Origin of the sequence: Enterovirga aerilata, from assembly GCF_013044135.1 — a bacterium.
GTDB lineage: Bacteria > Pseudomonadota > Alphaproteobacteria > Rhizobiales > Beijerinckiaceae > Enterovirga > Enterovirga aerilata.
Map to the genome: position 1 here is coordinate 406,121 of NZ_JABEPP010000005.1, position 26,504 is coordinate 432,624.

Genomic DNA, 26,504 nt, shown 5'->3' on the forward strand with positions numbered 1-26,504 from the left:
GGTGAATGGCGAGTCGAGGCGTGTGCGGCATCCATCCGCCATTCGCTACTCCCCGCTCGTCCGGGACGGCGGGACGAGGCGCCAGATCACGACCGGATTCTGGAGCGGGTCGAGGGCGATCCGGTGCGTCTTGCCGTGCAGCCGGAACGTGCCGCCCTTGAGAAGATCCTCCACCGCGATCGAACCGTGGTCGGGGATGCCGAACTCCCAGAGCGGTGCCTCGTAGGTGCATTCCTGCCGGTTCTTCGGGTCGAGGTTGACGATGACCATCACGGCATTGTCCTTCGCCGGCGTCATCTTGAGGTAGGCGAGCACGTTGTCGTTCCAGGCGTTCAGGAAGGTGATGTTCCGGAAATCCCAGAGCGCCGGGTTGCTGCGCCTGATCTGGTTCAGCTTGGTGATGTGGGCACGGATGTTGCCGGGCCGGTCGAAATCCCAGGCCCTGATCTCGTATTTCTCGGAGTTGAGATATTCCTCCTTGCCCGGGATCGGCGTGCCCTCGGCGAGCTCGAAGCCGTTATAGATGCCATAGACGGAGGAGAGCGTCGCCGCGAGCGTCCCGCGGATCACGAAGCCGGGCGGTCCGCTCGTCTGCAGCGGGATCGGGTTGATATCGGGCGTGTTGGCGAAGAAGTTCGGCCGGTAGTATTCGACCATGTCGGTCGTGGCCAGCTCGGTCATGTACTCGATGAGCTCGGCCTTGGTGTTCCGCCAGGTGAAATACGTATAGCTCTGCTGGAAGCCGATCTTGGCCAGCGCCTTCATCATCTTCGGGCGCGTGAAGGCCTCCGCCAGGAAGATGGCGTCTGGATAGGCCGCATTCACCTCGGCGATGAGCCACTTCCAGAAGGGGAGCGGCTTCGTGTGCGGATTGTCGACCCGGAAGATGCGCACCTTCTCCCGGCACCAGAACAGCACCACGTCGCGCAGGGCGTACCAGAGGGAGGGCAGCGACGCGCCATAGAAATGGACGTTGTAGATGTCTTCGTATTTCTTGGGCGGGTTCTCCGCATATTTCATCGTCCCGTCGGGACGATACTCGAACCATTCCGGATGCTGCTTGATCCAGGGATGGTCCGGCGAGCACTGGACGGCGAAGTCGAGCGCGATCTCGAGGCCGTGGGCATGCGCGGCCTCGACCATGCGGCGGAAGGCATGGATGTCGCCGAGATCCGGGTGGATGGCGTCGTGCCCCCCGGCCTCGGATCCGATCGCATAGACCGAGCCGACATCGCCGGGCTCCGCCTTGAGCGAGTTGTTCTTGCCCTTCCGGTTCTTGAACCCGATCGGGTGGATGGGCGGGAAATACAGGACGTCGAAACCCATCTCCTTCACGTAGGGGAGATGGCGGATGACGTCGTCGAACGTCCCGTGCCGGTTCGGATCGTGGCTCATCGAGCGCGGGAAGAGCTCGTACCAGGCCGAGAACCGCGCCGCGAGCCGGTCCGCGATAACGGTGAGCTCGCGGTCGTAGCGCGACAGGTTCACCCGCTCGGCATGGCGGGCGATCAGCGCGGCGTTATGCTCGTCGAGCAGGATCGCGAGCCGGGAAGCGGGGTCGCCGTTTGCGGCGGCGAGCCGGTCGATGATGGCCCACATGGCCGGCCCGTCCGGCCCGCCATCGGCGTTGCGCGCGGCCGTCTCGGCGATCTCCACGCCCTCGATCGTCTCGAGCGTGACGTCCACGCCGGCCTTACGCTTGGCCTGGATCTCGTGCAGCCAGGACGCGAAGGGATCGCGCCAGCCCTCGACCGTGAACATGTAGCGCGTGTTGCGGTCGATCGCGAAGGAGCCGGCCCAGCGGTCGTTGTCCACGAAGCGCATGGGAGCGCGGCGCCATTCGGACTCGTCGGCCGGCCGATAGAGGATCTCCGCCGCGATCTTGTCGTGCCCGTCCGAGAAGATGTCCGCCCAGACCTCCACTGCCTCGCCCACCACGCGCTTCACGGGCGTGCGGCCCCCGTCGAGTTCCGGCCAGACCGTCTCGATGATGACGCGGCCCTCGCCCTTCGGCGCGTGGCCGGGCGCGGCCGCGGGCCGCGCGACCCGCTCCGCGACCAGGATCCGCACCTCGCGCGGCCCGAGCAGCAGAGGGCGGCAGGGATCGACGACGGCCGGCACGGCGTCGGGCGTGCGGTCGACGAAGGGGCCAAGCACACCGCCCGTGCGGGCGAGCACGGTCCCGGTATCGACGCTGACGATGGCCGGCCCGGGATTGGCGAGGATCAGGACCGCCTCGTCCGCGGCGAGCACGTGGCCCGCATCGATGCGCAGGAGGGCCAGATAGGGAGCGTCGGCCGCCGAGAGCTTGTATTCCGCACCTTCGAGATTGGCCGCCGGGATCTCCGCCTTGAGCCGGTTGATGGCGGCGATCCGGTCCGAGATGTCGATCGAGGTCTCGCGCTCGCGGTGCTCGGGCACGGTCTCGACGACATGCACCTTGCGGCGGGCGCCCACCTCGTAGCCGATCGGCATGAGGACGCCTGCCGAGAAGAAGGCCGCGAGCGCGTAGCGCATGACGAGTTCGCGCTCGATCTCGTCCTGGCTGGCCTCCTCGGGAATCGCGGCCGCGACCCGGTCGGTGTCGTGGTTCTCGGGAAAGGCGATGGTCGGGGCGAGGAGACGCGTCTTCCCCTGCGCCTCCATGGCCCAGGGCTTCCGGAAGTCCCACCAGGCAAAGGAGTTGAACAGGTAGTCGAACCCGGCCTTGGCGGTCGCGACCGCCTCGTCGAAGGTGCAGCCGAGCGTCTCGGCCGCGAACAGGCAGCCGGGATCGCGGGCCTTGGCGTTGCGGATGAGCGGCGTCCAGACCTCCGGCGGCACCTTGTAGGCGGCGTCGCAGCGGAAGCCCGCGATGCCGAGCTCCTGCATGCGGGCGATGTAGGCGTCCCAGTAGCCGAGGAGGAACTCGCGCGAAGCCGGAGTGGCATAGTCGAGCTCCGCCAGATCGCCCCAGACGGTGCGCTTGGTCGGATCGTCCGGATCGACCGCATAGGGGCTCTCGAGCTCGCCCCACATGTTGCGGACGAACACTTCCGGGTGCTCGTCGGCGAGCACCGCGTCCTTCGACAGGTGGTTGATGACGAGGTCGGCCATCACGTTCAGGCCGTGCCTGCGCGCCTCGTCCACGAAGGAGCGGATCTGGTCGTCGTCGCTCCCCCCGCCCTCGTCCCGGAACCGCGCGTCGAGCTTCGTGACGTCCTTGATCGCGTAGAGGCTGCCGGAAAAGCCCGCCTGGTGAAACGGGTTCACATAGACCCAGTCGAAATTCATCGCCGCGATGCGCGGCAGTTCCGCCTTCCAGGCCGAAACGGTCCCGACCAGAAGCGGGAAAAGATTGTAGATGCGGGGCCCAGGCTTCACCTGCCGGGCCCGCTCCGCCGCGGCCTGCGGCCCGACGGGGGTCGCGTGATGATCCGTTGTGGCGGCGTCCAGCATGGGCCCCTTGCCCTTGCCCTCGATGCGTGCGCTCATTCGGCCCTCCTCAGGACCGAAACGGGCAGCGCGGCGAAAAGCTCCCGCGCGGCGACACCGTCCTGGCCGGCATGGATCTCGCGATCGTCGAGGATGCTCCGCCAGCGCCCGACGGGCACGGGAGCGGTCAGATCCCCCCAGGCTTCGCCGAGCGGCAGCCCATCTCCATCGGGAAGCCGGCTCGCCCCGCGCGGCACGACCGCGATCAGTTCCTCCGTCCCGCTCCGCCGGCGGAAGGCTACGATCCGCGCGCCCGTATCCGACGTCCCGAGCGGCTCGTATGATCCGTCGGCATAGAGATCGGGGCGGGCGGCGCGATCGTTGAGAAGCCGCGCGAGCACGTGCTGCTTGACGCGGCCGTCCTGCCAGGAGCGTGCGAGCTCGGCCGGCGGAGCCTCCGCGTCGAGCGCGCGGGCGCGGCTCGCGTAATCGACCGGCCGGCGGTTGTCGGGATCGACGAGGGAGAAGTCCCAGAAGCCGCAGCCCTGGTAGGTGTCGGGCACGCCAGGCAGCGTGCATTTGAGCACCGTGCGGGCGAGCCCGTTGACCGCACCCGCCCGCGCGAGGCGGGCCGCGAGCGGGCGGAAGCGGGACAGGAAGGCCGAACCCGGCGCAAGGCAGGCGTCGACGAGCCTCCTGGCCGCGCTCTCGTAGGCCTCGTTCGGGTCCACCCAGCTCGAATGGCGCTTCGCCTCGCGCAAGGCCTTCTCGACATAGCCGTGGAAGCGCGTGCGGAAACGCTCCAGCTCGTCCGCGCCGTCCGCTTGGAGGATCTCAAGCGGCAGCGCGCCGAGCAGGGCCTGGAGCAGCATGTAATGGTCGTTCGGATCGGGTGCGACGGCGCCCTCGACTCGGCCGAGATGCGGGGCGGCGACCTCCTGCCAAGCCGCGAGCGCCTCGCGCCAAGCTTCCGGCATCTCCGAGAGCGCGTTGAGCCGGGCGCGCGCATCCTCGCCGCGCTTGGTGTCGTGCGTGGCGGTCGCGATCATGGCGTTGGGCCAGGACCGCGCCCGCTCCTCATTCGCCTTGTGGAAGGCGGCGAGCGGCACGCCGAAATGGCCGGGATCGCCGCCGACCTCGTTGAGCGAGATCAGCCGCGCATAGCGATAGAAGAGGGTGTCCTCCAGGCTCTTCGCCATGACCGGGCCGGTGAGCTGCTGGAAGCGCCGGCGGAAGCGGGCGACATGGTCGGGCGCGGGGCGGCCGGGCCCTTCGGTCTCGACCCGGCCGAGCAGCGCGGAGGCCGCGAAATCGTGGACGGAGCGGTCCGGCAGGGCGCTGCGGCGCTTCGCGGCCGCGACGGTGGATTCGATGAGCTCGACGTCCTCCGGCGAAGGCTCCTCGGTGATGTAGCTGCGATAGACCGGGAAACGGGCGATGATCTCGATCAGCGCGACCCGGATGGCGTAGACCGTGTAGTCGCGCGTGCGCCGGTCGCCGTCGGCGATGCGCTTCAGGTCCGAGACGAGCACCTCGAGCTCGCTCGCGAAGCTCGACACCAGGATTTCGATCTTGGCGGCGCGGAGCTGCTCCTCGTAGGAGCCCTCCAGGCCCGTGAAGTCGCGGTAGATCCGCTCGAACTCCCCGGCCGCGGCCGTATCGACGAAGATGCCGTCGATGAGGTTCAGGACATCGTAGCCGGTCGTGCCGGCGATCGGCCAGGGCCGCAGCGGCTCGCCCGGCTCCAGGATCTTCTCCACCACGATATAGAAGCCCGGCCCGAGCGCGCTCTGCAGCTTCTGGACGTAGCCCTCCGGATCGGCGAGCCCATCGATGTGGTCGATGCGCAGGCCGTGGACCCGGCCCTCGCGTACGAGCCGGAAGACGAGCGCATGCGCCGCCTCGAAGATCTCGGGAAGCTCCACCCGGATGCCGCCGAGCCCGTTGATGTCGAAGAAGCGGCGGTAGTTGATGTCGCTCGCCGCGACGCGCCAATGCGCGGGCCGGTAGGCCTGCATCTCCAGGATGCGGTGGAGCGTTCCGAAACTCTCGGGCAGGCCGGGGACGCCGTTCACGACCGCGATCGCCCGTTCCAGGGCGGCGCGCAGCGCGTCCGAGCTCGTGACGGCGGCGGCGAGGCGGCGCTTCAGGAGCTCCGCCTCCTCGGGAAAGGCGGCCCGCCGCTCCGGCGAGGTCTCCTCCACCATGGTCCGCAGCCGGTCGGAAACGGCGATCACCTCCGCATGGCCCTCCAGCTCGTCGAGTACCGCAAGCGCGCGGTCGAGGACGAGCGGATAGGAGAGCGGCGTGATCGGCAGCCGGTGCTCGTGGTGCCAGACGCTGAAGGACCCCTCGGCCTCGTCGAAGGCGAGTCTGAGGTCGCCGTTCTCCAGCGCGTCGCCGTAGCGCTCGCCGAGTACCGGAATGATCAGCTTGCCGTTGGCGCCGAGCCGCTCCCAGTCGATGTCGAAGGCGCGGGCATGGGGCGAGAGCTGGCCCCATTCGAGGGTGGAAAGCCACCAGGGATTGTCCGCGCCGCCGACGCCGAGATGGTTCGGCACGACGTCGAGGATCAGGCAGAGCCCGTGCTCCTTCAGGGCGTCGGAGAGGCGGCGGAACCCCTCCTCCCCGCCCAGCTCCGGATTGATCGCGGAGGGGTCGACGATGTCGTAGCCATGCGTCGAGCCCGGCCGCGCCTTGGCGATCGGCGAGGAATAGACATGGCTGATGCCGAGCTTCTTCAGGTAGGGCAGCGCCTCGATCGCGTGGTCGAAGGTGAAGTCCTTGTGGAACTGGAAGCGGTAGGTCGCGCGCGGCGGCGGCGAGGAGAGCGGGCTCGTGGTCGCCCGCGTGCCCCGGCCCTCGGCCGAGACGGCGGCCGCGATCTTGGCCAGCGGCCCGCCCGGCGCGCCGATGGTCGCGATGTCGAGGTCGAGCTTGCGCCGCCAGTTCGGGTGGCCTTCCGTCGTGCCGGGCATGTTGGGCTGGCTGCGCGAGCCGAGCACGTCCTCGTACTGGATGGCGTTCAGGGCCGAGGGCGTGCGCGCCAGATAGCGCATCACGGCTTCCGTCGGCGGTTCGTCCGGCGGCTCGGGCGAGGGCAGGAGCCGTTCTGCGTGCAGCGCCTGGGCGAGCTTCTCGCGCTCGACCACCCGCTCCCGGCGCTCCTTCTCGGCACGTTCCGGATCGTAGATCCCGAGGCTCTGGCGAAGGTCGGTGTCGAGGCCGCGCCACCAGCCCACGAAGGTGGGCAGGTCGTGGGTCGTGACGACGGTCAGCGCGTCCGCCGGGTATTCGGCCGGCGGCTTGAAGCCGCCATCCCCGCTCCGCTCGAAGGAGAGGACGCGATAGCTGAGGATGCCGGACCGCATGATCGCGTCCGAGAAGCCCTCCGGACCCGTGCCGAGATCCTCCGCGATGACGAGCGACTTCTGGCGGTGGCTCTCCAGCCGCAGCACGGCGAGCATTGCCTCGAAGGGGTAGCTGACATAGGCGCCGGCCGCGCCGCTCTCGCCGACGGGAATCAGGTAGAGCCGCTCGAGCTGGAACGCATGATCGATCCGGATCGCGCCGGCATGCCGCATATTGGCCTGGACGAGATCCCGGAAGGCCGCCAGCCCCTGTTCCTCCAGCACGAGGGGGTCGAGCGGCGGGAGGCCCCAATCCTGCCCCTGCGGCGCGAGCAGGTCGGGCGGTGCGCCGATGGACAGCGTGTTTCCGAACCGCTCCGGATGCGACCAGATCTCCGATCCGCCGCGGTCGGAGCCGACCGCCAGGTCGCGGTAGAGGCCGAGCGACATGCCCGCCCGCTTCGCCGCCTGCGAGGCGGCCGCGAGCTGGCGGTCGGCGAGGTATTGCAGCCAGGCATGGTACTCGACGCGGTCGTGCTTCTCGGCTGCGAAGCGCCGGACGGCCTCCGAGCCGTTCCGCCGGTACTCCTCCGGCCAGTCGCCGAGCCACCACCGGCCTTCGGCCCGGAAATGCTCGTGCAGGGCCTCGAAGGTGGCGTGAGACAGGAGCTTCTCGCCATGCTCGCGGCGGAAAGCGGCAAAGCCGTCCTCGTCCGCCCTGCCGCGCTCCTGCCAGAGCGCCTCCAGCACCGGCGAGAGCTCGGTCCATATCCCGGCATGGTCGACGAGCGCCGCATCGCGCAGGGCCGCGATCCGGGCGGCACGGCCCTCCTCCTCGAGCATCCCGGCCGCCCGGCTCCCCGCGAAGCCCGGCACGGCTTTGGGGTCGATATGGATCGTCTCCAGGAACAGCCTGGAGGACGGGGAATAGGGCGAGATCTTGGTGCGGTCCGCCGAGAAGAGCGCGTGGACCGGGCTGAGGCCGAGGAAGGACGCGCCGAGCGGACCCGCGCCAGAGGCCGCTTCCCCGATATCGGCATAGCTGCCGATCCCGAGGTTCGAGCCGGAGCGGAAGGAATAGACCTGCGCCGCGAGGCCCCAGGCCCGTCCGCCGCGACGCATCCAGCCCGGCTGCCAGCAGCGCTCCGGCGCGACGATCAGCGTCGAGCGCGCTCGCTCCCCGCCCGCCTCGACATCGAGTTCGTAGTAGCCCTCGGGCAGGACCGGCAGGTGCAGCATGCGCCCCTGCGCGGACCGTCCCTCGCGGACATGTCCCGCCTCGTCTGTCAGGCGCCAGGAGACCCGCTCGCCGGCATTCGGCCGCAGCCGGATGTCGGCCGGCCGGCGCGGCGCGAGGGTCACGAGCTTCGGGACGATCGCGTTCCGGAACGCCTCGATCCGCGCGAGGCTGTCCTGCGCCTCCCGGTCCGTGCCGGCCGGAAAGCCCAGATGGCCGAGGATGCCTCGCCGGCGCTCCGGTTCGATCTCGACTGGCTGTCCGTGGGCGTCGGTATAGCGGCTCGGAATGCCGACCAGCTCCGAAAGCCGGCCGATCAGGCTGTCCTCACCGCTCATCCGCAGCTCCGGTCATGAAGAACCCGGCCCAGGCCGGGAGAAGCGGGCCGGGTCCGGTCGTGTCGAGGCCGGGGCTCGCCCAGATCAAACGACCGGAATACCCGCCCGGGAGTTCCATCGCCTCGGACCCGAGATTCGCGACGAAACGCAGCGTGCCGCCGTCGAACCGCCAGGTGACATCGATCGAGCGCGGGGTCGGCATCCGGCCCTCGGCCCCCCTATACCGGGTCTTCGTCAGCGGGATGACGTGCTCGCGCCTGAGCGCGATGAGCCGGCGCGTGTCGGCGAGCACGGAGGCATGCGGCTCCCGCTCCGCCTCGCTCCAGTCGAGGGTGGAGCGCTGGAAGGTCGCCTCGGCCGTCGGGTCCGGGATGGTCTCGGCCGCGGCGGGATCGCTGAAGGCGGCGAAATGCTGGAACTCGCGCCTGCGCCCCTCGCGCACGGCGCGCGACAGATCCTCGTCCGGCGCGAAATCGACGAAGAACTGATACGGCGCGGAAGCCGACCATTCCTCCCCCATGAACAGCATCGGGATCTGGGGGGAGAGAAGCAGGCCCGCCCGCGCCAGCGCCAGCCGGTTCGGGTCCGCAAGGGCGGACAGGCGGTCGCCGAAGGCCCGATTCCCGATCTGGTCGTGGTTCTGGAGGAAGGCCACGAAGGCCGAGGGCGGAAGATGACCCGAGGGCTCGCCGCGCAGCTTGCCGCCGGCATGCCGGGAGGGATCGCCCTGGTAGCCGAAACCTTCCGTCAGGCAGCGCAGGAGGCGCTCGACCGGCTTGTCCGAGAAGTCCTGGTAATAGGCCTCGCTCTCGCCGGTCAGCAGGACGTGCCAGCAATGGTGGACGTCATCGTTCCACTGCGCCGTGTGCAGGAGAGGCCTGCCGGCCTCGTCCCGCTCCAGCCAGCGCGCCTGGTTCTTCTCGTTCTCCAGCACCAGGTGGACATGCCTGCCGGGCGAGGCTGCGCGCGCCCGCTCGGCGATCTCGGCGAGGATGTTGTGCTCGCTGTCGTCGAGGATCGCGTGAACCGCGTCGAAGCGAAGGCCGTCGACGTTGAACTCTTCGATCCAGTAGAGCGCGTTGTGAATGAAGAAGTCGCGGACGGGGCGACCTTCCCGGCCGTCGAAGTTCAGGCCGGGCCCCCAGGGGGTCTGATGGCGCTCGGTGAAGAACTGCTCGGCATACTGGCCGAGATAGTTCCCGGCGGGACCGAAGTGGTTATAGACCACGTCGATCAGCACCATGATCCCGAGGGAATGCGCGCGATCGATGAAGCGCTTCAGGTCCTCCGGGCGGCCGTAGATCGAATCCGGCGCATAGGGCAGCACGCCGTCATAGCCCCAGTTGCGGCTCCCGGCGAAGTCGGCGAGCGGCAGCAGCTCGACGGCCGTGACGCCCAGATCGGCGAGCGCGGGCAGCCGCTCGGCGAAGGCCGCATAGGTCCCCTCCGGCGTCGCGGTGCCGACATGGGCCTCATAGATGACCGCCTCTTCCCAGGGCCGGCCGGCCCAGCCCCGATCCTGCCAGTCGTAGGAGCGCGGATCGACGACCTCGCTGAGCCCCGATACGTCGTCCGGCTGAAAGCGCGAGGCCGGATCCGGAACGACGGTGTCGCCGTCGATGCGGAAGCCGTAGCGGCTGCCGTCGCGCGCCTCAGGCAGGACGAGCCGCCGCCAGCCACCGCCCGCATCGGGCATGTCGTGCTCGGCCCCGTCCACAACGAGCGCAACGCTCCCCGCGCTCGGGGCCCAGAGCGCGAACCGCACTCCGCGATCCATGACCTCGGCCCCGAACGGCATGGCATGCCGTCGCCGCATGTCCCTATCCTGTCTGCTTGATGCCCCTGAAGAGTATCACGGAACGGGGCTCGACAATGAAGGTTCCGCCGGCCTGACACGTCCGTTCGGGAGCGTCCGGACGGCCCGTGGGAATGCCCGTATCGAGGAGGGGCGCCCAGCCGGCGGCGCCCAGTCCGGGCACCGCGAACCGGATCGCGGCGTCACCCGAATTGAGGAGCGCGAACAGCATCCGGCCATCCGGCGCATCGCTTCCCAGCACCATCCCGAGCGCCCTGCGATGCTCGTCCTGCCACTCGCCGGCCGCGATCTCGCCGCCGTCCGGCTTGAGCCAATGGACGTCCTTGAGCCCGGTTCCGGGATCGGGGATCCCGTACAGGAACCCGGTGCGCCGGAGCGCCGCGTGGGAGCGGCGGATGTCGGCCAGATAGGCAACGAAGTCGGGGAGGGCCGGATCCTCCTCCGCGCCGCGCTCCCAGTCCAGCCAGGCAGTCGGGTTATCCTGGCAATAGGCGTTGTTGTTGCCGCCCTGGCTGCGCGAGAGCTCGTCCCCCATGAGCAGCATCGGCACGCCCTGGGCCAGCATCGCGGTCGCGAGCAGGTTCCGCTTCTGCCGGGCGCGGAGCGCGCGGACGGCCGGATCGTCGGTCGGGCCCTCCACGCCGCAATTCCAGGAATGGTTGTGGCCGTGGCCGTCCCGGTTCTCCTCCCCGTTCGCCCAGTTGTGGCGCCGTTCGTAGGCGACGAGATCGGCGAGCGTGTAGCCGTCATGCGAGGCCACGTAGTTCACGCTCGCGCAGGGGCCGCGCCCGCTCGGCTCGAAGATCTCGCGCGATCCGGCGATGGCCCGCACGAGGCCCGGGACCTGCCCCTCCTCGCCGCGCCAGAAGCGCCGGACAGGATCCCGGAACAGGTCGTTCCACTCTCCCCAGCCGGGAGGAAACCCGCCCAGCCGATAGCCGCCCTCGCCGATATCCCAGGGCTCCGCGATCAGCTTGACGCGGCCGAGCACCGGGTCGGCCGCGAGCTGGGCGAAGAACGGGCACTCGGGATCGAAGTCGTAGGGATTGCGGGCGAGCGTCGAGGCCAGATCGAACCGGAACCCGTCGACGTGGTATTCCTCGACCCAGAGCCGGAGCGAGTCGAGCACATGGCGGACGACCGCCGGCCGGCTCAGATCCAGGGAGTTGCCGCAGCCGGTGCAGTTGAAGGTGCGGCGCGGATCGCCGGGCGCGGGCTTGTAGTAGACCGCGTTGTCGATGCCCCGGAAGGAGAGGGTCGGACCCGTCTCCTCCAGCTCCGCCGTGTGATTGTAGACGACGTCGAGGATCACCTCGATCCCGGCGCGGTGCAGGACGCGGACCGCCTCCTTGAGGCCGGGCAATCCGGCCGGACCGAGATAGCGCGCCTCGGGCGCGAAGAAGCCGAGGGAGGAGTAGCCCCAGTAGTTCGTCAGCCCCCGCTGCACCAGAAAGCGGTCATCCGCGAAGGCGTGGATCGGCAGGAGTTCGATCGCCGTGACCCCGAGCCGCTGCAGATGCGCGACGATCGCCGGATGGCCGAGCGCCTCATAGGTGCCCCGCAGCTCGGGCGGGATGCCCGGGTGCAGCCGCGTCAGGCCTCTCACATGGGCTTCGTAGATCAGGGTCTCGGACCAGGGCCGGCGCGGCGGCGCATCGCCCCGCCAGTCGAAGGCTGGATCGACCACGACGCAGCGCGGCATGAAGGGCGCGCTGTCGCTCTCGCTGAAGCTGAGATCCGCCTCCTCCGCGTCCGGCAGGAACCCGTAGGTGGCGTCGTCCCACCGGATCGCGCCGCTCAGTAGGCGGGCATGCGGGTCGAGCAGGAGCTTGTTGGGATTGAAGCGGTGGCCGGCGAGCGGCTCGTACGGGCCGTGCACCCGGTAGCCGTAGAGCTGGCCGGGGCCGACGCCTTCCAGCCTGGCATGCCAGGTGTCCCCCGTCCGCTCGAGCGGAACCCGCGCGCGCTCCGCCGGCGCGTCCTCGTCGAACAGGCAGAGCTCGACCGCCTCGGCATGAGCGGAGAAGAGCGCGAACTCGACGCCCGTGCCGGTCCAGTTCGCTCCAAGGGCGGCTGGAACGGCCCCGGCGGGCACGGGGCCGGTCACGGGAGGGAGCCCGGCCGGACCCCTCGCGCAGGCGATCCGGTCAGGCGGTCGCGCCGGCCATGCCGCGCGCGTGCTCGGACGGTGAGCCGTCCCCTCGCGCCAGAGTGTCCAGGAAGCTGCGCCACCAGTCGTTCACCGTATGCGTCTCGAGGTGCCGCATCATGGCGCTCCAGCGCTCGCGTCGCTCGGCGAGAGACATCGCGAAGGCCCGTGCGATTCCCGAGGCGGTCCCCGCCGCATCGTAGGGATTGACGATGACCGCTCCGTCAAGCTCGAACGCGGCGCCCGCATAGCGCGAGAGCACGAGCACGCCCGGGTTATCCGGCGATTGCGAGGCGACGTATTCCTTGGCGACGAGGTTCATGCCGTCCCGCAGGGGCGTGACCAGCCCGACCTGCGCGGACCGGTAGAGCCCCGTGAGGGTCACGTGCGGGATATTCTGGTTGAGATAGCGGATGGGCGTCCAGTCCACGGTGCCGTAGGCGCCGTTCGCCTCGCCCACGCGGCCGGCCACCTCCTGCTGGATCTGCTTGTATTCCGGGACGTCCGAGCGCGATTTCGGCGTGACCTGGAGGTAGGTCACCCGGCCGCGCTCCTCGGGATGGGCGTCGAGATAGGCGCAGAACGACTTGATGCGCTCGTCGATCCCCTTCGAGTAGTCCAGCCGGTCGACACCGATCATGAGCTTCTGCTGGCCGAGGGTCGAGACGAACCGCTTCACGGCCGGCAGATTCTCGGCCTTGGCCGCGGCTTGCCGGAAGGCATCCGTGTCGATGCCGATCGGGAAGGCGCCGACCTGGACGCGCCGGCCCTGCGCTTCATACCATCCCACCCCGAGGTGCTTCGCGAGGCCCTCCTCGGCGAGGCAGCGTCCGAAATTCTCCGCGTCCCGCGGGGTCTGGAAGCCGATCACGTCATAGGCGGTGAGATCGGCGAGGAGCCGCCGGTATTCCGGCAGCGCGCTCGCGATCTCCGGGCAGGGCCAGGGGATGTGCAGGAAGAAGCCGAGGCGTCCGCCGAAGCCGCGGGCGCGCAGCTCCGATCCCATCGGGATCATGTGATAGTCGTGCACCCAGACGAGATCGCCCGGCTCGAGCAGCCGCACGAGCTTTCGCGCGAGGAAGCCGTTCACCCGGAAATAGGCCGCGGTGTCCCGCTCGGAGAAATGCGCGAGGTCGAGCCGGTAGTGGCAGACCGGCCAGAGCGCCCGGTTCGAGAAGCCGAGATAGTATTCCTCGACGTCCCGCTTGGTCAGGTCCGTGACCGCGAAGTTGATGCGACCGACCTGATGCTCGTCCAGCGCGTCGGCATCGATCGCCGGACGCGCGTCGCCCGACCAGCCGAACCAGACGCCGCCATGCTCCTTGAGCGCAGCTTCCAGGGCCACCGCGAGGCCGCCGGCACCGCCGGCGCCACGCCGGCCCGGCACGGGCACCCGGTTCGAGACGACGACGAGCCTGCTCTCCCTAGAGCGGCCCCGTCGCCGCGGCAGTTCGGAGGGGCTCTCGGTGGAAGAGTCCGCCTGGCCTGCCGGCCTCAGGACCGCCGACGTGAACTCCGTCCGCCCCTTCATCTCCGGACGACTTCCCCCCGCCTCGGTCTGCCCGACCTGGATGCCGTATGATTTTATCATCGTTGACGCCGACCCGAACCCCTCGTTCCAAGAACCCGCTCGGCTGGGAATGGGTTCCCGGTGGGGGTATCAGGCCGGCTGCAGGTCTTCCCACGAGAGCCGGCCCGCGAGCCAGCCGGACATGGCCTCCCGGAGCTCCGCAGGGGTTGCCAGCCGATAGCGGGCGAGCGTCTCTCCCGGCCCGATCTTCACGGTGACGCCGCCCATCCGGTTCACCGCGTCGAAGCCGTGCTCGTCCGTCCTGTCGTCGCCGATGAAGACGGGGCGGCGCCCGCCGTAAGGCGCCATCTGCATCAGGGCCCGGATGCCCTCGCCCTTGCCGGCCTGGGCGGGAACGATTTCCCGGACGGCCTTGCCCTCCTGGATCTTGTAGGCAGGGCCCAGCTCGGCCGCGAGCGCGTCGATCGCCGCCCTGGCCTCCGCCTCGGCTTCGGGCGCCATGCGCCAATGGACCGCGACGCCGATCCTCTTGTCCTCAACGATCAGGCCCGGATGGGGCGAAAGCCTCGCCCGCAGCTCGGCGATGCGCGGCCGCAGGTCGGCAAGGCCCTCCGGAAAGGCCACCTGCCCCCCGACCCGGCGCTCCAGCCCGTGCATGCCGCAGGCGTCGAGCCCAAGGCCGGGCAGGAAGTGGTCGATCCCAGCGATCGATCGCCCGGTGACGATCGCGAGCGCGCCACCGAGGCGGTCGCGGAGCGCGGCGAGCAGCAGGGGCAGTTCGGGCGCCACCACGACCGAGTCCGGCGTAGGTGCGATCTCGACAAGGGTCCCGTCGAAATCGAGGAAGAGCGCGAAGCCGGGGCCCCTCTCGCCCTCGGCCTGGGCTGAATCCATCGTGTCCCGGTCAGGCCTTCTTCTTCGCCTTCGAGCCCCCGGCCGCCGTCTTCGCGGAGGCCTTCGGCGCAGGCTCTTCCTTCTTCGTGGAGGCGGCGGTCTTGGCGCTCTTCGGCGCCGGCTTCTTCGCCGCGTCCTCGCCGGACGGTGCCGTCGCGCCCTTCGCCTTCGATTTCGGGGCGGAATCGGCCGTCTTGCCTGCCTTGCCGCGCTTTGCGCCCGAATCCTTGCTCTCGGCGTCGATTTCGGCGCAGGCCTGCGCCCAATGCTCGTCCGCCTTCCCTTCCGGCCGCCCGCTCTCTTCCCACAGCTTGTGAGCGCGCTCCCGAACCCTGCGGTCTCTCTCAGACTCCATGGTGCACCCCGTTCGGCCGCCGCGCGACCACATCAGCCCGGCAGCAAGTGACAGGCGATTCGCCGTTAGTCTTCAAGCGCAGCCGCGTCATGCCGCCCGCGCGCGAAAGTACGGTCCCGGACGGCAGAACGGATGAAGTGTCGGAATGATCCGTATCGACGATGCCGAAGATGCTCGGATCGCGCATTACCGGGCGGTGCGCGACCGGGACCTCGCCGGGCGCGGCGGCCGCTTCGTGGCCGAGGGCGAGGTGGTGATAATGGCGCTGCTGAGCGGGCGCTCGCGGTTCCGTCCGGAATCGCTGCTGCTCTCCGAGACGCGCGCCGAGGCGCTCGCGCCGGTGCTGAGCCAGCTCCCGCGCGACCTTCCGGTCTTTGTGGCCGGCCAGCGCGTGATGGACGCGATCGTCGGTTTTCACATTCACCGGGGTGCGCTCGCCATCGGGCGCCGGGGCGAGACGGCCGATCCCACTTCGCTCCTGTCCGGGCTCCCGCAGCCGGCCCTCGTGCTCGGGCTCGTCGGGCTGTCGAACCACGACAATGTCGGAGGCGCCTTCCGCAATGCGGCAGCCTTCGGGGCGGATGCGGTGCTGCTCGACCGCTCGTCCTGCGACCCGCTCTACCGGAAGGCGGTCCGTGTCTCGGTCGGGGCGTCGCTCCTCGTCCCGTTCGCCTGGACGGAAACGGCCGACGACATGGTCCGGGCGCTGGAAGATTCCGGCTTCGCGGTCGTCGCGCTGAGCCCGCAGGGGTCGGAACTCCTGGATCGGGAGACCTGGCCGGAGCGAACGGCTCTCCTGGTCGGAGCCGAAGGACCCGGGCTTCCGCCCGCGTTGATCGACAGGCTGCGCTCGGTCCGGATCAGCATGGCGCCGGGCTTCGATTCGCTCAACGTCGCCACTGCGGCCGGCATCGCCCTCCACGCCGTCTGGACATCGCGCCGACGCCATTGCGCCGATTGACGGCCGCGACGGGCGGACCCACCTTGAGGGCGGCGTTTCAGGAGGCGCCAGGGAGGCGACATGGCGGCGATCAGGGTGTCCGGAAAGAACCTCGATATCGGCGAGGCACTGCGCTCCCAGGTGGAATCGCGTCTCGGAGCCGCGATCGGGAAGTATTTCGATGGGGCGGGCTCCGGGCATGTGATCGTTTCCCGCGACGGGGCGGGCTTCCGGACCGACTGCATGGTGAAGCTCGGCTCGGGCGCGATGCTCGAATCGTCGGGCGTGGCGCCGGATGCCTACGCCAGTTTCGATCAGTCGGCTTTGCGGATCGAGAAGCGGCTCCGGCGCTACAAGCGCCGAATCAAGAGCCGAATCGGCGAGGGCATGGCCGAGCCTCCGCCGGCCGAGGCCGAAAGCGCCTACGCGATCATCGAGGCTCCCGTGGAGGAGCAGCTCGAAGGCGACGAGGGCGAGTTCCATCCGGTGGTGATCGCCGAGACCACGCGGCGTCTTGACCGCCTCTCGGTCGGAGATGCGGTGATCGAGCTCGATCTGACCGGAGCCCCCGTTCTCGTGTTCCGGCACGCTGGCAATGGCCGGGTGAACGTCGTATATCGCCGCAACGACGGCACGATCGGCTGGATCGACCCGCCGCTCGACGATGCAGACGACACTGGCCGAAAGCTTGCTTCGCGGTAGGCGGCCCGGCCTCGCCAGTCCCATTCGAGTCCTGAAACAAATGCCTTTGCTCGACTTTCTGAGCCCCGAGGCGGTCGCGCCTTCCCTGAAGGTCAACTCCAAGAAGCAAGCGCTCCAGGATCTCGCGACGCAGGCGTCCCGGCTGCTCGGCCGGGACGAGCGCGAGATCTTCGACACGCTTCTGCAGCGCGAGCGGCTCGGCTCGACGGGCATCGGCGAGGGTATCGCGATCCCTCACGGCAAGCTGCCCAGGCTCGGCAGCCTGTTCGGGCTCTTCGCCCGCCTCGAGAAGCCGATCGATTTCGAAGCGCTCGACGGCGAGCCGGTCGACATGCTCTTCCTGCTGCTGGCTCCCGAAGGCGCCGGCGCCGACCATCTCAAGGCGCTGGCCCGTGTCGCCCGCGTGCTGCGCGAGCCCGGGATCCATGACCGGATCCGGGCCGCGCGCGACGCCAGCGCGCTCTACGCCGTGCTGACCCAGGAACCGACGCCGCACGCTGCCTAGGAAGTTCGGCTTAGGCCGTCGGCTGCGGCAGGGGCGCCATGCTCCGGGTCCCGACGGGCGGGCGGACATTCATCAGCATCTGGGCGAAGCCGGCGATGAGTCCGATCAGCACGGCCGCCTTCCAGGCCGCATCGTAGCTGCCGAGCGTATCGTAGATGAGGCCGCCGCCCCAGGCGCCCAGGAAGGAGCCGACCTGGTGGCTGAAGAAGGCGATGCCGACGAGCGTCGTCATGAACCGGATGCCGAAGAGCTCGACGACGAGCCCGTTCACGAGGGGCACCACTCCCAGCCAGAGCGCGCCCATCGCCGCCCCGAACACGATCGTCGTCGCCGGGGTCGGCGGAACCAGGAAATAGGCCGCGACGACGAGCGAGCGCAGCACATAGACGCCCCCCAGGAGGTACTGCTTCGGATAGCGCCCGCCCAGCCAACCGAAGAGATAGGAGCCGAGCACGTTGAAGAACCCGATCGCCGCAAGCGCGGCCGCTCCCACCGAGGGGTCCATGCCGCAATCGGCCAGATAGGTCGGCAGGTGCGTGGTGATGAAGACGAGCTGAAGCCCGCAGACGAAGAACGCGAGGGCCATCACCACGTAGCCCGAATGCCCGAAGGCCGAGCGGAGCACCTCGGCGAGGGACTGATCGAGGTGATGGCTCGGCGCGGCCTCCATCCGGTCGACCTGTCCGGCCCCGAGCGCGGCCGGGATCATGACGCAGACCAGGCCCAGGAACCCGATCAGCGCGACCTGCCAGCCCGCGGTCGAGATCAGCGTCTGGGCCATGGGGGAGGCGAGCACCAGCCCGAGGGAACCGAGGGCGGAGACCATGCCCATGGTGACGCTGCGCCGGGCCGGCGTGACCGCACGCGAGGCGACGCTCATGGCGACGCTGGAGGCCGTGCAGGAGAGTGCGAGGCCGATGCAGATTCCCGAACCCAGGACGAGGTGCAGCGCGGAGCTGGCGGTGATCATCAGGCCGAGCCCGGCGGCATAGATCACGACCCCGGCGAGGGTCACCCATCGGAACCCGTACCGGTCGGCCATCACCCCGACGAAGGGCTGGGTGATGCCCCAGACGATGTTCTGGATCGCCATCGCGAGCGAGAAATCGGCCGTGGTCACGCCGATGTCGCGCACCATGTGCGGCTGGAACAGGCCGAAGCTCTGCCGCATGCCCATGGCGAGGCTCAGCATGATCGCGGCCCCGCCCAGGATGGACCAGCGCTGGACGGAATTGAGGCTCGCCGGGGTCATGCTTCCTCCGATTTGCTCTCCTTATGCCACAAAATGCCTCGCACCGGCTTGCGCGCGCAGGGCTGCCGCACCTTGCGCGGCGCGCAGAGCTGGGCCGGATTTACGCGGGCCGTGGCGGCGGGCTAAGTGACCGGTAGAGAGAGGAACGGAGGGAGCGCACGAGATGGACCGGCGAGCTTTGTTGAAGGGCGGCAGCGTCGCCGCGGGAGCGGCGGCGCTCGCGACTCCGGCGATCGCGCAGAGCCAGCCGGAGGTGCGCTGGCGCATGGCGTCGAGCTATCCCAAGAGCCTCGACACGCTCTTCGGAGCGGGCGCCCAGATCGCCAAGCGCGTCGCGGCGGCGACGGACAACAAGTTCCAGATCCAGGTCTTCGCCGCCGGCGAGATCGTCGGCGGCCTGCAGGTCCTGGACGCGGTCCAGAACGGAACCGTGGAGTGCGGCTACACGCTGTCCAGCTTCTATATCGGCAAGGACCCGACCTTCATGTTCGAGGCCTCCGTGCCGCTCGGCATGAACACCCGCCATCACAATGCCTGGATGATCCATGCCGGCGGGCTTCAACTCGTCCGCGAGTTCCTGGCCGACTACAACATCGTCAACTTCCCGGCGGGGAATACCGGCGCGCAGATGGGCGGCTGGTTCCGCAAGGAGATCAACTCGGTCGACGACCTGAAGGGCCTCAAGTTCCGCATCGCCGGGATGGGCGGGCAGATCCTGTCGCGGCTCGGGGCCGTGCCGCAGGTCCTGGCGGGCGGCGACATCTACCCCGCGCTCGAGCGCGGAACGCTCGACGCGGTGGAATGGGCCGGTCCCTACGACGACGAGAAGCTCGGCTTCGTGAAGGTCGCCAAGTACTACTACTATCCGGGTTTCTGGGAGGGCACGGCCCAGACATCGCTCTATGCGAACAAGGACAAGCTTGCCGCGTTGCCGGAGGCCTACAGGAACGTCCTGGAGGCTGCCTGCGCGGAGGCGAACCTCTGGTGCCTGTCGAAATACGACGCCGAGAACCCGGACGCCCTGCGCCGCGTGATCAGCCAGGGCGCGCAGCTGCGCGCGTTCCCGCGCGACGTGCTGGAGGCCGGCCACAAGCACGCCTTCCAGCTCTACGGCGAGATCGCGGCTCAGAACCCGAAGTTCAAGAAGATCTACGAGCACTGGTCGGCCTTCCGCGAGAAGGAGCTCACCTGGTTCCGGATCGGCGAGTTCCCGTTCGACTACTTCGTCTATTCGCAGCGCGGCTGAGCCAGACTGCGATGGACTTCCTGAGGCGAGCGGCCGGGTGAGCGTGCTCCGGCCAGTGGAGCACAGGCGGGTCGTCCAGCTCTACCGTCACCTGACGCTCCGCCTCGGCCTGACCGAGGCGGGACCCCTCCTGACCCTGGCCCTGGTCGGCCTGTTCGGCTGGGGCTTCGTCAGCCTTGCGGGCGAAGTGATCGAGGGCGAGACGCTCGCCTTCGACCGGACTCTGCTTCTCTCGCTGCGCAATCCCGCCAATCTGGCGGACCCGATCGGCCCGACCTGGCTGGAGGAGAGCGCACGCGACTTCACCGGCCTCGGAGGGCACGCGATCCTCGGCTTCGTGACGCTCTCGACGCTCGGCTATCTCCTGATGACGCGCCGCCGCGGCGCGGCGATCCTCGTGGTCGCGGCCGTGGTCGGCGGGATGGTCGCGAGCGCGCTGCTGAAGATGGGATTCGAGCGGCCCCGGCCCGATCTCGTCCCGCACGAGGTCCGGGTCTACACGGCGAGCTTCCCGTCGGGCCACGCGATGCTGTCGGCCGTGACCTATCTGACGCTCGGCGCCTTGCTCGCCCGGGTGCATAAGCCGCGGCGGGTGAAGCTGTTCTTCCTGCTGCTCGCGATCGTCCTCACGGTCCTGATCGGCGCGTCCCGCGTCTATCTGGGCGTGCATTGGCCGTCGGACGTCCTCGCCGGCTGGTGCGTGGGCGCGGCCTGGGCAGGAATGTGCTGGTACGCCGCGCTGGTCCTGCAGCGCCGAGGCCAGGTCGAGACCGAGGCGCCGCCGCCTCCCCCGGACCACGGGACGAGCGCGACGCGCCCCTGAGCCGAAATTGCGCTTCGCGCCTGTCGACAAACGCTCCGGAACGGCCCAAGTGGACGGGTTCCGCAAGCCAGGAGGGTGCGATGTCGGTCAGGAAGGCGCGAGCTGTATGGCAGGGCACGGGCAAGGACGGCACCGGCCAGCTCACGAGCGACTCGGGCGTGCTCAGCTCCACGCCCTACTCCTTCAAGACCCGGTTCGAGAATGAGAAGGGCACCAATCCCGAGGAGCTGATCGCGGCCGCGCATGCGGGCTGCTTCACCATGGCCCTCGCGTTCCAGCTCCAGGGCGCCGGCTTCACGCCGACCGAGCTCGCGACGGAAGCCGCCGTCACGCTCGAGAAGGACGGGCCGGGCTTCAAGATCGCGAAATCGGCGCTGACGCTCCGGGCGCAGGTGCCCGGGATCGACCGCACGAGGTTCGACGAGCTGGCCAAGGCGGCGAAGGAAGGCTGCCCCGTCTCCAAGCTCTTCAACGCCGAGATCACGCTCGACGCGACCCTCGGCTGACGGGCGCCGTCCCCCTCGGGGCCTCCGGTCGCCCGCTCTCGGCGGCCTCGCGCCGCTCCCTGCATTCTGGACCTTCGATGATCCGATCTCCCCTGATGACCGTCATGACCGACGCCGTGATGAAGGCGGCGCGGTCCCTCAAGCGCGATTTCGGCGAGGTCGAGAACCTTCAGGTCTCGCGCAAGGGGCCGGGCAACTTCGTCTCCGCGGCGGACCATCGGGCGGAGGAGATCCTGCGCGGCGCGCTCGAGAAGGCGCGCCCCGGCTACGGCCTCGTGCTGGAGGAGACGGGCGTCGTCGAGGGCACCGACGCGACCCACCGCTGGCACGTCGATCCGCTCGACGGGACGACGAACTTCCTGCACGGGATCCCGCATTTCTGCATCTCGGTCGGGCTCGAGCGCGAAGGGCAGATGGTGGCCGGCGTCATCTACGATCCGATCAAGGACGAGATGTTCGTCGCCGAGCGCGGCAAGGGCGCCTATCTCAACAATCGCCGCCTGCGCGTGGCGGCCCGCCGCGACATGGCCGATTCGGTCGTCTATTGCGGCCTGCCGCATCTCGGGCGGCCGGCGCATCCGCGCTTCCTGCACGAGATGGCGGCCGTGATGGCTGTGTCCGGCGGGCTGCGCCGGATGGGATCGGCGGCGCTCGACATGGCCTATGTGGCGGCCGGGCGCGCCGATCTCTACTGGGAACGCGACCTCCAGACCTGGGACATCGCGGCCGGGCTCGTGATCGTGCGGGAGGCGGGCGGCTTCGTCACCGATTGCGAGGGCGGTCTGAACCCGATGTCGACGCTCTCGGTATGTTGCGGCAACGAAGTCCTGCATCGCGAGCTGCTCGGACTTCTGAAAAAGCCTTTGGCTCGCTAAGCTCCGGCCGGCCCGCTCGGCGGGGCCGCCGCACCATGAGCTGACGATGCTGCACCCGACACCGCTCCAGCACGAGGCGCGCCCGCTCTCCTCGCCCCGCATCTACCTGGTGCGGATGGCCGTGTTCCTGATCCTGGTGGGCTTTCTCGGCCTTATCCTGTTCGAGCCGCTGAAGAAGGCGTTCTTCGGCAATCCCGGGCTCAACGCGCTGATCGGCGGCATCCTGCTCGTCGGGATCGTACTGGCGGGGCGGCAGGTCATCCGGCTCTTCCGCGAGATCCGCTGGGTGAACCATGTCAGCGGCGCCGACGGGCGCACGCTGGCGCGCCCGCCCGTGCTGCTCGCCCCGATGGCGGCCCTGATCGGCGATCCGACCAGCCGCGCCTCGCTTTCCATCGCGACCGCGCGCTCGCTCCTCGACTCGATCTCGGCGCGGCTCGACGAGAGCCGGGAGCTCGTCCGCTACCTCGCGGGGCTGCTCGTCTTCCTCGGCCTGCTGGGCACCTTCTGGGGCCTGATCGAGACCGTGAATTCGGTCGGCCGTATCATCGGCTCGCTCCGGACCGGCTCGGATGCGGCGGTTCTCTTCGACGAGCTGAAGACGAGCCTCTCCGCACCGCTCGCCGGGATGGGCATCTCCTTCTCGGCCTCGCTCTTCGGCCTCGCCGGCTCGCTCATCCTCGGCTTCCTCGATCTCCAGGCCGGCCAGGCGCAGAGCCGGTTCTACACCGAGCTGGAGGACTGGCTCGCGACCACCACGGCGACGAGCGAGGCCGCCCTGTCAGACCCGGCCGTCGCGACGCAGGCGATGGCCAATCTGGCGGAGGGGATCGAAGGCCTCGTGCAGAGCATGCGCGCGGAGCAGAAGCTCCTGCGCGAGTGGATGGAGGCGCAGGCCGCGCGCGACCGCGACCTTCGCGCCGCACTCGAGCGGCTCGTGCGCGAGCGGGCCCACTGATGCCGGTCGCCGCGGGGCGCGCCTCGCGCCGAGGTTCGCTGAACTACTGGCCCGGCTTCGTCGACGCGCTCACGACGCTGCTCCTCTCCATCATCTTCCTTCTGTCCATCTTCATGCTCGGGCAGTTCTTCCTGGCCCGGGAGATCTCCGGGCGCGACACGGTGCTCGACCGGCTCAACCGGCAGATCGCGGAGCTCACCGATCTTCTCGCGCTCGAGCGCTCGGGCAGGCGCGATCTCGAGACCCAGGTGACCGGCCTGCAATCGACCCTGCAGGCGAGCCTTGCCGAACGCGGGCGGCTCCAGGCGATGATCGATGCCGGCACATCGGCGGAGGCGCGCGCGGGCGCAGCGAGCGCGGCTTTGGACGCCGAGAAGGCGCTCACCGCGCGCGCCATGTCGACCGTCGACCTCCTGAACCAGCAGATCGCGGCCATGCGCCGGCAGCTCGCCGCGCTGGAAGAGGCGCTCGCCGCCTCGGAGAACCGCGACCGGGAATCCCAGGCCCGCATCGCCGATCTCGGCAGCCGGCTCAACGTCGCGCTCGCCCAGCGGGTCCAGGAGCTCGCGCGCTACCGCTCCGACTTCTTCGGCCGGTTGCGCCAGATCCTCGGCCAGCGGCCGGACGTTCGCATCGTCGGCGACCGTTTCGTGTTCCAGTCCGAGGTGCTGTTCGCGGCCGGCCAGGCGACGCTCAAGCCGGAGGCAGCCCCCGAGCTCGACCGGATCGCCTCCGTCATCCTCGACCTCTCCAGGGAGATACCGCCCGACATCCCGTGGGTGCTGCGCGTCGACGGCCACACGGATGCGCGCCCGATCGCTTCGGCGCAGTTCCCGTCGAACTGGGCGCTCTCGGCGGCCCGTGCCATCTCGGTCGTGCAGGCGCTCGCGGCGCGAGGAATTCCGCCGCAGCGGCTCGTTGCGGCCGGTTTCGGCGAGTTCCAGCCGCTCGATCTCGGCACGACGGACGAAGCCTATAGCCGCAACCGCCGCATCGAGCTGAAGCTCACCGAGCGGTGATCGTCACCAGAAGAACACGAAGGTCACCAGAACGAACAGCGGCAGCAGGATCCCACCGGACCAGAGCATGTAGCCGAAGAAACTCGGCATCCTGACCCCGCCTCCCCGGGCGATGGCATAGACCATGAAGTTCGGGGCGTTCCCGATATAGCTGTTCGCCCCCATGAACACGGCCCCGGTCGAGATGGCCGCCAGCGTCCCGGCGAGCGGGCCCATGAGCCGGACGGGATCGCCGCCTGCGAGCTCGAAGAAGACGAGATAGGTCGGGGCATTGTCCAGGAACGACGAGAGCAGGCCCGTGAGCCAGAAATAGGCGGCCTCGTTCGGCGATCCGTCGGCACGCGAGACGAGCGACAGGAGCGGCGCGAAGGCGCCGTCGCGCCCCGCCCCGAGCGCAGCCGCGACGGGCACGAGGCATACGAAGATGCCGGCGAAGATCTTCGCGACCTCGATGATCGGGCGCCAGTTGAAGTCGTTCGCCGCGCGGTTCCTCCGGCTCGTCAGCAGGAGCGATAGCCCGGCGAGCACGACCATCGCTCCGTCCCTGACGAGATTCTGCAGCTGCAGCTCGACCGACAGCACGCGCAGCGCAACGCCCGGCTTCCAGACGCCGCTGAGGATGATGACGCCGACCAGCGCGGCCAGAAGCAGCAGATTCACGCCGCCCCGGATGCGGAACTTGTCGTCGTCGGCCGTGGGGTCCGGCTGGACCACGCCCTCGCGCCGATACCAGTAGCGGTCCACCGCATAGAAGATCGCCAGGAGGATCCCGGCCGTGAACAGGGTCTCGGCCGCGAGCGCGCGGGTGGTCCAGAAGAAGTCGACCCCGCGCAGGAAGCCGAGGAACAGCGGCGGATCGCCGAGCGGCGTCAGCGCGCCGCCGATGTTGGAGACGAGGAAGATGAAGAAGACGACCACGTGCACGTTGTGCCGCCGGTTGTCGTTCGCCCGGAGCAGCGGCCGGATCAGGACCATGGAGGCGCCGGTCGTGCCGACGAAGCTCGCCAGCACGGTCCCGAAGGCGAGAAGCCCGGTATTGAGCCGGGGCGAGCCGTGCAGGTTGCCGACGACGACCAGCCCCCCTGCGATCGTATAGAGGGCGAACAGAAGCAGGATGAACGGCAGGTATTCGGTCAGGAGGACATGCGCGACCACGTCGAGCGTCGGCATGAAGCCTCGCGTGAGGGCGAGCGGAGCGAGGACGAGCAGCGCCCAGAAGGCCGAGAGCGCGCCCATGTGGCGGTCCCAGAACCGGTGCGCGAGCTGGGGCAGGATCGCGATCGAGAGCAGGATGCCGGCGAAGGGCACGGCCCAGACGAGGCCCAGCGTCCGGCCGTCTATCGCCTCCGCGGCCTCCGCCGGCCCGGCCGACAAGGCGGCAGCCGCAACCGCCGCCGCCCAAAGCTTCGCCCCCATGCGCCGACCCCTCGCTCGCTCGTCCCGCCGTGGCGCTTAGGGCCCATCCGGCGCTCGTTCAACACGGCTTTCGGCGGGCTCGCGCTTCCCGGCCGGGCTCGCTACGGTCGCACAAAGCCGAGGGAGGATGCATGAACCAGATCGACCTCAACGGTCATGTCGCCGTGGTGACCGGAGGAGCCCAGGGCATCGGGCAGGCCATCGTGGAGCGCTTCGCCGCGAGCGGCGCCACCGTCGAGATCTGGGATCTCGACTTCGACCTGGCCCAGGAGACGGCGGAAGGGACGGGCGGCAAGGTGATCGCCCGGGCCGTGGACGTGACGGACCCCGAGAACGTGATGGAGGCGGCGCGGGCGGCCGAGGCGGCGCACGGTCCGATCGACATCCTGGTGACTTCGGCCGGGATCGCGGGACCCAACGTCAAGACCTGGGAATACCCGCTCGCCGAGTGGTCGCGCATCTTCCGGATCAACGTCGACGGCACCTTCCATTGCTGCCGGGCCGTCGTGCCCTCGATGCTGGCGCAGGGCTACGGGCGCATCGTGACGATCGCGTCCGTGGCCGGAAAGGAGGGCAATCCCAACGCTTCGGCCTATTCGGCCTCCAAGGCGGCCGTGATCGCCCTGACGAAGTCGCTCGGCAAGGAGCTGGCGGCGCACGACATCGCCGTGAACTGCATCACGCCCGCGGCCGCCCGCACCCGCATCTTCGACCAGATGACGCAGGAGCATATCGACTTCATGCTGTCCAAGATCCCGCGCGGGCGCTTCGTCGAGACGCGCGAGATCGCCGGCATGGTCGCCTGGCTCGCCTCGGCCGAGAACTCCTTCACCACGGGCGCGGTCTTCGACCTCTCGGGCGGCCGGGCGACATACTGACGCCCATGACGAGCCGGACGGGACGGATCTTCATCGCGGGCTTGTGGGCCGTCGGCCTCGTCACCGGGATCGTGCTGGCGCGGGCGCCGGATGCCATCCCGCTGCCGACTCCCGCGATCCTCGTGCCGCTTGCGGTCGGGCTTCTCGCCGACCTCGCCATGCGGCCGGCGGCCGAGAGCGGACGCATCCAGCCGCTCACGATGAACGAGCGCGCGATCGGGGTGATCGGCGGCGCCCTCATCGCCATTGCGGCAGGCGCGTTCGATCCGGGCGGCTGAGGGGGGGCTGCTCGGCCCGTTG

The 26,504-nt window shown here is 69.4% G+C and carries 20 protein-coding genes; 11 read left to right on the forward strand and 9 right to left on the reverse strand.

Features of this window, described 5'->3' with window-relative positions:
• Positions 1-45 precede the first annotated feature (45 nt).
• The 7 genes from HJG44_RS19130 to HJG44_RS19160 form a co-directional block, all read right to left on the reverse strand.
• The gene (locus HJG44_RS19130; RefSeq protein ID WP_171220005.1) at positions 46-3,438 is read right to left on the reverse strand and encodes a maltotransferase domain-containing protein; all 3,393 of its coding nucleotides are present in this window, start codon (positions 3,436-3,438) and stop codon (positions 46-48) included.
• 32 nt (positions 3,439-3,470) lie between these two features.
• Positions 3,471-8,339 (reverse strand): malto-oligosyltrehalose synthase, encoded by a 4,869-nt coding sequence (locus HJG44_RS19135; protein ID WP_171219912.1) that lies wholly within the window; start codon positions 8,337-8,339, stop codon positions 3,471-3,473.
• On the reverse strand, positions 8,329-10,155 hold the full coding sequence (treZ, locus tag HJG44_RS19140; protein ID WP_171219913.1) for a malto-oligosyltrehalose trehalohydrolase: 1,827 nt from the start codon (positions 10,153-10,155) through the stop codon (positions 8,329-8,331). Before treZ ends, HJG44_RS19135 begins: the two co-directional genes overlap by 11 nt.
• 4 nt (positions 10,156-10,159) lie before the next feature.
• The gene (gene glgX / locus HJG44_RS19145) at positions 10,160-12,262 is read right to left on the reverse strand and encodes a glycogen debranching protein GlgX (RefSeq protein WP_346767207.1); all 2,103 of its coding nucleotides are present in this window, start codon (positions 12,260-12,262) and stop codon (positions 10,160-10,162) included.
• A 40-nt stretch (positions 12,263-12,302) separates the two neighbouring features.
• Positions 12,303-13,895, reverse strand: a complete 1,593-nt coding sequence (locus HJG44_RS19150; protein ID WP_246736353.1) for an alpha,alpha-trehalose-phosphate synthase (UDP-forming) — start codon at positions 13,893-13,895, stop codon at positions 12,303-12,305.
• A gap of 69 nt (positions 13,896-13,964) precedes the next feature.
• Entirely contained in the window at positions 13,965-14,729 is a 765-nt protein-coding gene (gene otsB, locus HJG44_RS19155; RefSeq protein WP_171219914.1) for a trehalose-phosphatase, read from the reverse strand.
• A gap of 10 nt (positions 14,730-14,739) precedes the next feature.
• A complete protein-coding gene (locus tag HJG44_RS19160; protein ID WP_171219915.1) occupies positions 14,740-15,084 on the reverse strand; it encodes a DUF2934 domain-containing protein in 345 nt (114 codons plus the stop codon).
• Between the two features lie 145 nt (positions 15,085-15,229).
• On the opposite strand from HJG44_RS19160, the gene HJG44_RS19165 reads away from it, so the two are divergent.
• Genes HJG44_RS19165 through ptsN form a run of 3 tightly spaced genes read left to right on the forward strand, consistent with a single transcriptional unit; the run spans position 15,230 to position 17,231 of the window.
• Positions 15,230-16,045 carry a TrmH family RNA methyltransferase gene (locus tag HJG44_RS19165; RefSeq protein ID WP_171219916.1) on the forward strand — a complete coding sequence of 272 codons (816 nt, stop codon included), beginning with the start codon at positions 15,230-15,232 and terminating at the stop codon, positions 16,043-16,045.
• A 60-nt stretch (positions 16,046-16,105) separates the two neighbouring features.
• Positions 16,106-16,726 (forward strand): ribosome hibernation-promoting factor, HPF/YfiA family, encoded by a 621-nt coding sequence (gene hpf / locus HJG44_RS19170; protein WP_171219917.1) that lies wholly within the window; start codon positions 16,106-16,108, stop codon positions 16,724-16,726.
• Positions 16,727-16,766: 40 nt separating this feature from the next.
• Positions 16,767-17,231, forward strand: a complete 465-nt coding sequence (gene ptsN / locus HJG44_RS19175; RefSeq protein ID WP_171219918.1) for a PTS IIA-like nitrogen regulatory protein PtsN — start codon at positions 16,767-16,769, stop codon at positions 17,229-17,231.
• A gap of 10 nt (positions 17,232-17,241) precedes the next feature.
• Here the strand turns inward: ptsN and HJG44_RS19180 are convergent, their stop codons facing one another.
• Positions 17,242-18,483 carry an MFS transporter gene (locus tag HJG44_RS19180; protein ID WP_171219919.1) on the reverse strand — a complete coding sequence of 414 codons (1,242 nt, stop codon included), beginning with the start codon at positions 18,481-18,483 and terminating at the stop codon, positions 17,242-17,244.
• A gap of 163 nt (positions 18,484-18,646) precedes the next feature.
• Between HJG44_RS19180 and HJG44_RS19185 the strand changes: the two genes are divergently transcribed.
• The 6 genes from HJG44_RS19185 to HJG44_RS19210 all read left to right on the forward strand — a co-directional run bounded on the left by HJG44_RS19185 (position 18,647) and on the right by HJG44_RS19210 (position 23,910).
• The gene (locus HJG44_RS19185; RefSeq protein ID WP_171219920.1) at positions 18,647-19,729 is read left to right on the forward strand and encodes a TRAP transporter substrate-binding protein; all 1,083 of its coding nucleotides are present in this window, start codon (positions 18,647-18,649) and stop codon (positions 19,727-19,729) included.
• Positions 19,730-19,772: 43 nt separating this feature from the next.
• Complete coding sequence (locus tag HJG44_RS19190; RefSeq protein WP_346767219.1) at positions 19,773-20,552, forward strand: phosphatase PAP2 family protein; 780 nt, start codon at positions 19,773-19,775, stop codon at positions 20,550-20,552.
• Between the two features lie 80 nt (positions 20,553-20,632).
• Positions 20,633-21,058, forward strand: coding sequence for an OsmC family protein (locus HJG44_RS19195; protein WP_171219921.1), 426 nt, complete (start codon positions 20,633-20,635; stop codon positions 21,056-21,058).
• A gap of 77 nt (positions 21,059-21,135) precedes the next feature.
• Entirely contained in the window at positions 21,136-21,933 is a 798-nt protein-coding gene (locus HJG44_RS19200; protein WP_171219922.1) for an inositol monophosphatase family protein, read from the forward strand.
• Positions 21,934-21,979: 46 nt separating this feature from the next.
• The gene (locus tag HJG44_RS19205) at positions 21,980-22,891 is read left to right on the forward strand and encodes a flagellar motor protein MotA (protein ID WP_171219923.1); all 912 of its coding nucleotides are present in this window, start codon (positions 21,980-21,982) and stop codon (positions 22,889-22,891) included.
• A complete protein-coding gene (locus tag HJG44_RS19210) occupies positions 22,891-23,910 on the forward strand; it encodes a peptidoglycan -binding protein (protein ID WP_171219924.1) in 1,020 nt (339 codons plus the stop codon). The genes HJG44_RS19205 and HJG44_RS19210 overlap by 1 nt, the downstream gene beginning before the upstream one ends.
• Positions 23,911-23,913: 3 nt before the next feature.
• Here the strand turns inward: HJG44_RS19210 and HJG44_RS19215 are convergent, their stop codons facing one another.
• Positions 23,914-25,326, reverse strand: coding sequence for a sodium:proton antiporter (locus HJG44_RS19215; protein ID WP_171219925.1), 1,413 nt, complete (start codon positions 25,324-25,326; stop codon positions 23,914-23,916).
• 131 nt (positions 25,327-25,457) lie between these two features.
• Between HJG44_RS19215 and HJG44_RS19220 the strand changes: the two genes are divergently transcribed.
• The gene (locus HJG44_RS19220; protein ID WP_171219926.1) at positions 25,458-26,204 is read left to right on the forward strand and encodes an SDR family NAD(P)-dependent oxidoreductase; all 747 of its coding nucleotides are present in this window, start codon (positions 25,458-25,460) and stop codon (positions 26,202-26,204) included.
• A gap of 5 nt (positions 26,205-26,209) precedes the next feature.
• Positions 26,210-26,482 carry a hypothetical protein gene (locus HJG44_RS19225; protein WP_171219927.1) on the forward strand — a complete coding sequence of 91 codons (273 nt, stop codon included), beginning with the start codon at positions 26,210-26,212 and terminating at the stop codon, positions 26,480-26,482.
• The last annotated feature ends 22 nt before the right edge of the window (positions 26,483-26,504 follow it).

What these genes read in the sequence shown, in the direction of transcription:
- hpf (WP_171219917.1), top strand. Translation starts at nt 16,106, where the DNA reads ATGGCGGCGATCAGGGTGTCCGGAAAGAACCTCGATATCGGCGAGGCA.
- ptsN (WP_171219918.1), top strand. Translation starts at nt 16,767, where the DNA reads ATGCCTTTGCTCGACTTTCTGAGCCCCGAGGCGGTCGCGCCTTCCCTG.
- HJG44_RS19150 (WP_246736353.1), bottom strand. Translation starts at nt 13,895, where the DNA reads ATGATAAAATCATACGGCATCCAGGTCGGGCAGACCGAGGCGGGGGGA.
- HJG44_RS19185 (WP_171219920.1), top strand. Translation starts at nt 18,647, where the DNA reads ATGGACCGGCGAGCTTTGTTGAAGGGCGGCAGCGTCGCCGCGGGAGCG.
- HJG44_RS19200 (WP_171219922.1), top strand. Translation starts at nt 21,136, where the DNA reads ATGATCCGATCTCCCCTGATGACCGTCATGACCGACGCCGTGATGAAG.
- HJG44_RS19180 (WP_171219919.1), bottom strand. Translation starts at nt 18,483, where the DNA reads ATGACCCCGGCGAGCCTCAATTCCGTCCAGCGCTGGTCCATCCTGGGC.
- HJG44_RS19165 (WP_171219916.1), top strand. Translation starts at nt 15,230, where the DNA reads ATGATCCGTATCGACGATGCCGAAGATGCTCGGATCGCGCATTACCGG.
- HJG44_RS19195 (WP_171219921.1), top strand. Translation starts at nt 20,633, where the DNA reads ATGTCGGTCAGGAAGGCGCGAGCTGTATGGCAGGGCACGGGCAAGGAC.
- HJG44_RS19135 (WP_171219912.1), bottom strand. Translation starts at nt 8,339, where the DNA reads ATGAGCGGTGAGGACAGCCTGATCGGCCGGCTTTCGGAGCTGGTCGGC.
- HJG44_RS19220 (WP_171219926.1), top strand. Translation starts at nt 25,458, where the DNA reads ATGAACCAGATCGACCTCAACGGTCATGTCGCCGTGGTGACCGGAGGA.
- HJG44_RS19205 (WP_171219923.1), top strand. Translation starts at nt 21,980, where the DNA reads ATGCTGCACCCGACACCGCTCCAGCACGAGGCGCGCCCGCTCTCCTCG.
- HJG44_RS19130 (WP_171220005.1), bottom strand. Translation starts at nt 3,438, where the DNA reads ATGCTGGACGCCGCCACAACGGATCATCACGCGACCCCCGTCGGGCCG.
- HJG44_RS19160 (WP_171219915.1), bottom strand. Translation starts at nt 15,084, where the DNA reads ATGGAGTCTGAGAGAGACCGCAGGGTTCGGGAGCGCGCTCACAAGCTG.
- treZ (WP_171219913.1), bottom strand. Translation starts at nt 10,155, where the DNA reads ATGCGGCGACGGCATGCCATGCCGTTCGGGGCCGAGGTCATGGATCGC.
- otsB (WP_171219914.1), bottom strand. Translation starts at nt 14,729, where the DNA reads ATGGATTCAGCCCAGGCCGAGGGCGAGAGGGGCCCCGGCTTCGCGCTC.
- HJG44_RS19215 (WP_171219925.1), bottom strand. Translation starts at nt 25,326, where the DNA reads ATGGGGGCGAAGCTTTGGGCGGCGGCGGTTGCGGCTGCCGCCTTGTCG.
- HJG44_RS19210 (WP_171219924.1), top strand. Translation starts at nt 22,891, where the DNA reads ATGCCGGTCGCCGCGGGGCGCGCCTCGCGCCGAGGTTCGCTGAACTAC.
- HJG44_RS19225 (WP_171219927.1), top strand. Translation starts at nt 26,210, where the DNA reads ATGACGAGCCGGACGGGACGGATCTTCATCGCGGGCTTGTGGGCCGTC.